The sequence below is a fragment of the Streptomyces sp. NPDC057654 genome (assembly GCF_042800135.1).
Taxonomy (GTDB): domain Bacteria; phylum Actinomycetota; class Actinomycetes; order Streptomycetales; family Streptomycetaceae; genus Streptomyces.
Genome location: NZ_JBHVHQ010000723.1, coordinates 1 through 4461, shown reverse-complemented (window position 1 = coordinate 4461; position 4461 = coordinate 1). Strand labels below are relative to the sequence as shown.

Sequence of the window (4461 nt, the reverse complement as noted above, 5' to 3'; positions counted from 1 at the left end):
GTTTTTCCCCAGTCTGTTTCTGGGCGTCAAAAAGCCGGGCCGGCCCGGAGTCCGAGCCCGCCCGGCCGTGGTGCGCCGTGCCCCGCTGTTACACCTTGCGCAGCCGGAAGGTCAGGGACAGGGGCTCGTCCGTGAACGGTTCGCCGAAGGAGGCGTCGGCGTCCGCCGTCGCGAACTCGTCGGCCAGGACCTCGTCGGAGATCAGACCGGTGTGCTCGGCCAGCGCCTCCGCCGTCTCGGCGTCCGCCGCGTCCCAGCGGACCAGGATGCGGTCCGCGACATCCAGGCCGCTGTTTTTACGGGCCTCCTGGATCAGCCGGATGGCGTCACGGGCCAGGCCCGCGCGGCGGAGCTCCGGGGTGATCTCCAGGTCGAGGGCGACGGTGGCGCCGGAGTCGGAGGCCACGGACCAGCCCTCGCGGGGCGTTTCGGTGATGATGACCTCGTCCGGGGCGAGCGTCACCCGCTTGCCGTCGACCTCGACCGCGGCCGTGCCCTCGCGCAGGGCCAGGGACAGGGCGGCGGCGTCGGCCTCGGCGACGGCCTTGGCCACCGCCTGGACGCCCTTGCCGAACCGCTTGCCCAGCGCGCGGAAGTTGGCCTTGGCCGTGGTGTCCACCAGGGAGCCGCCCACCTCGGAGAGGGAGGCCAGGGAGGAGACGTTCAGCTCCTCCGTGATCTGGGCGCGCAACTCGTCCGACAGGGACTCGAAGCCCGACGCCGCGACCAGCGCCCGCGACAGGGGCTGACGCGTCTTCACGCCGGACTCCGCGCGTGTCGCGCGGCCCAGCTCCACCAGCCGGCGGACCAGCAGCATCCGCTCGGAGAGCGCCGGGTCGATCAGCTTCTCGTCCGCGACCGGCCAGCTGGTCAGGTGCACCGAGTCGGGCGCGTCCGGCGTCACCGGCACGACGAGGTCCTGCCACACCCGCTCGGTGATGAACGGGGTGAGCGGCGCCATGAGCCGGGTGACCGTCTCCACCGTCTCGTGCAGGGTGCGCAGCGCGGCCGGGTCGCCCTGCCAGAAGCGGCGGCGGGAGCGGCGCACGTACCAGTTGGAGAGGTCGTCGACGAAGGAGGACAGCAGCTTGCCGGCGCGCTGCGTGTCGAAGGTCTCCATGGCCGCCGTGACCTGCGCGACCAGCGTGTTCAACTCGCCGAGCAGCCAGCGGTCCAGCAGCGGCCGGTCGGCCGGGGCCGGGTCGGCGGCGGACGGCGCCCAGGAGGACGTACGGGCGTACAGCGCCTGGAAGGCGACCGTGTTCCAGTACGTCAGGAGCGTCTTGCGGACGACCTCCTGGATCGTGCTGTGGCCGACCCGGCGCGCGGCCCACGGGGAGCCGCCGGCCGCCATGAACCAGCGGACCGCGTCCGCGCCGTGCTGGTCCATCAGCGGGATCGGCTGGAGGATGTTGCCCAGGTGCTTGGACATCTTGCGGCCGTCCTCGGCGAGGATGTGGCCGAGGCAGACCACGTTCTCGTAGGACGACTTGTCGAAGACCAGGGTGCCGACCGCCATCAGCGTGTAGAACCAGCCGCGGGTCTGGTCGATGGCCTCGGAGATGAACTGTGCCGGGTACCGCTTCTCGAAGAGGTCCTTGTTCTTGTACGGGTAGCCCCACTGCGCGAACGGCATCGAACCCGAGTCGTACCAGGCGTCGATGACCTCCGGCACCCGGACCGCCTGAAGCGCGCAGCCCTCGGCCGTGCAGCCGAAGGTGACGTTGTCGATGTACGGGCGGTGCGGGTCCAGCCCGGACTGGTCGGCGCCGGTCAGCTCGGTCAGCTCGGCCAGCGAGCCGACGCAGGTGAGGTGGCCCTCCTCGCAGCGCCAGATGGGCAGCGGGGTGCCCCAGTAGCGGTTGCGGGACAGCGCCCAGTCGATGTTGTTGTTCAGCCAGTCGCCGAACCGGCCGTGCTTGACGGAGTCCGGGAACCAGTTGGTCGCCTCGTTCTCCGCCAGCAGCCGGTCCTTGACGGCGGTGGTGCGGATGTACCAGGACGGCTGCGCGTAGTAGAGCAGCGCCGTGTGGCAGCGCCAGCAGTGCGGGTAGCTGTGCTCGTACGGCACATGGCGGAAGAGCAGACCGCGCTCCCGCAGATCCTCGACCAGCGCCTCGTCGGCCTTCTTGAAGAACTGGCCGCCGACGAGCGGCAGCTCGGCCTCGAAGGTTCCGTCGGGGCGGACCGGGTTGACGACCGGCAGGCCGTACGCGCGGCAGGTCTTGAGGTCGTCCTCGCCGAAGGCCGGGGCCTGGTGGACGAGGCCGGTGCCGTCCTCGGTGGTCACGTACTCGGCGTTGACGACGAAGTTGGCGTCGGCCAGCTCGACGAGCGCGAACGGGCGGTCGTACGTCCAGCGCTCCATCTCCCGGCCGGTGAACGACTCCCCGGTGGCCTCCCAGCCCTCGCCGAGCGCCTTCTCCAGCAGCGGCTCGGCGACGACGAGCCGCTCCTCGCCGTCGGTCGCCACGACGTAGCGGACGTCGGGGTGGGCGGCGACGGCGGTGTTGGAGATCAGGGTCCAGGGGGTGGTCGTCCAGATGAGCAGCGAGGCGCCGCCCGCCAGCGGGCCGGAGGTCAGCGGGAGGCGGACGAAGACCGACGGGTCGACGACGGTCTCGTACCCCTGCGCCAGCTCGTGGTCCGAGAGGCCGGTGCCGCAGCGCGGGCACCAGGGGGCGACGCGGTGGTCCTGGACCAGCAGCCCCTTGGTGAAGATCTCCTTGAGCGACCACCACACGGACTGCACATAGTCCGGGTCCATGGTGCGGTAGGCGTCGTCGAGGTCGACCCAGTAGCCCATGCGCTCGGTCAGCTCGGCGAACGCGTCGGTGTGCCGGGTCACCGACTCGCGGCACTTCGCGTTGAACTCCGCGATGCCGTACGCCTCGATGTCCTGCTTGCCGTTGAAGCCCAGTTCCTTCTCCACGGCCAGCTCCACCGGCAGGCCGTGGCAGTCCCAGCCCGCCTTGCGGCCGACGTGGTAGCCCTGCATGGTGCGGAAGCGCGGGAAGACGTCCTTGAAGACGCGGGCCTCGATGTGGTGGGCGCCCGGCATGCCGTTGGCGGTGGGCGGGCCCTCGTAGAAGACCCACTCGGGGCGGCCCTCGGACTGGGCGAGGGTGCGGTCGAAGATCTTGTTCTCGCGCCAGAAGTCGAGCACTGCGTGCTCCAGGGCGGGCAGGTCGACCTGTGCGGGCACCTGCCGGTACTGCGGCGACGGGGTCATCTGGCTCTTCCTCCGGCGGAACGTCGTTTCGCTGTCCGTCGGAGGGACGAGAGCCCGATGCGCTCCCGCGGTACCACCCTCCTTGGCCGCGGGCCGTGCCCGAGGCCCCCTCATTGGGGTTCGCGACGCCGGGTCTACTGGCCCGCCTGGGCGGGCGTTCTTCCGGCGGCTCCGGGGTGATCTTCACGTCGCGCACACCCCCGGGCTCACACCGTCCCCGGGTCGCTCTTGGCTGCGTGCGGCGCTACTCGTCCCTTCCACGCCTTTCGCTGCGCCCAGTGTACGGGCCCGTACCGAGCGCCGCCGACTCGTCTTCCGCCGGGGGGCCGAGGGGACGGCCGCCGCGGTGCGTCGGCTGAGGTACCGGCCGGTCCTGGGTTGACCCGAATGCCGATACGTCCCGTGTGCTCCTCGGGCGGGCGGGCCGGGGCGCCCCGCCGCGCAGCCCGTACCGCCGGATTACCGGGCCATGGGCTGGGCACAACCGATGAGACCGGCCTGCTTCACGGGCAAGCCGGGGCGAATCCGGCGGCGTGCCCCGTTGCCGCGTGCCCGGAGTCGATTTATCGTTCCGGCACGATTCGCGAGCAAGATCACAAAATGTGAAGGGGCCGCGGCCATGGTGGCGAAGAAGACCGCCGCGAAGAAGACTGCGCCGTCCGGTGAGACGAGAGCGGCGACGGCGAAGAAGGCCGCGGCCAAGGAGACGGAGGCCGCCGAGGCCCCGGCGAAGACGGCCCCAGCGAAGAAGAGCACTGCCAAGAAGAGCACTGCCAAGAAGAGCACGGCCAAGAAGAGCACGGCGAAGAAGACCGCGGCCGGGAAAGCACCGGCGAAGAAGGCCGTGGCGAAGAAGGCGGCGGCCGCGAGAACCACGGCCGGGAAGGCTCCGGCCGGGAAGGCCGTCGCGAAGAACGGCGCAGCAGGTACCACAGGCGAGACCACAGCCAAGAGGGCCGCACCGGCCGAGCAGGCGGTGCCCGCGAAGAAGACGACGGGAGCCAAGACGGTGGCTGCTAAGAAGACCACGGGTGGGGAACGGGCCGCCAAGGCCGCGACAGCGGCCGCGACGACGGTGCCGGGGGCCCGTACCGCCGCCCCCGCCGAGCCCGGCGAGCTGGCCGTGCGACCGGGCGAGGACCCCTGGTCGCCGGCAGAGGTGGCCGAGGCGCGGGACGAGCTGCGCGGTGAGGTGCTGCGGCTGCGCGCCGAGCTGATCGCCTCCGAGG

Annotated in this window: 2 protein-coding genes; one reads left to right on the top strand and one right to left on the bottom strand. The window is 71.3% G+C overall.

What is annotated here, in order from left to right:
* Window positions 1-88: 88 nt before the first annotated feature.
* Complete coding sequence (ileS, locus tag ACFU99_RS34475) at window positions 89-3232, bottom strand: isoleucine--tRNA ligase (RefSeq protein WP_384399772.1); 3144 nt, start codon at window positions 3230-3232, stop codon at window positions 89-91.
* Window positions 3233-3851: 619 nt separating this feature from the next.
* Here ileS and ACFU99_RS34470 point away from each other — a divergent pair.
* Window positions 3852-4461: DNA-binding protein (locus tag ACFU99_RS34470; RefSeq protein WP_384399769.1), on the top strand; the 610-nt coding region annotated here is incomplete at its 3' end.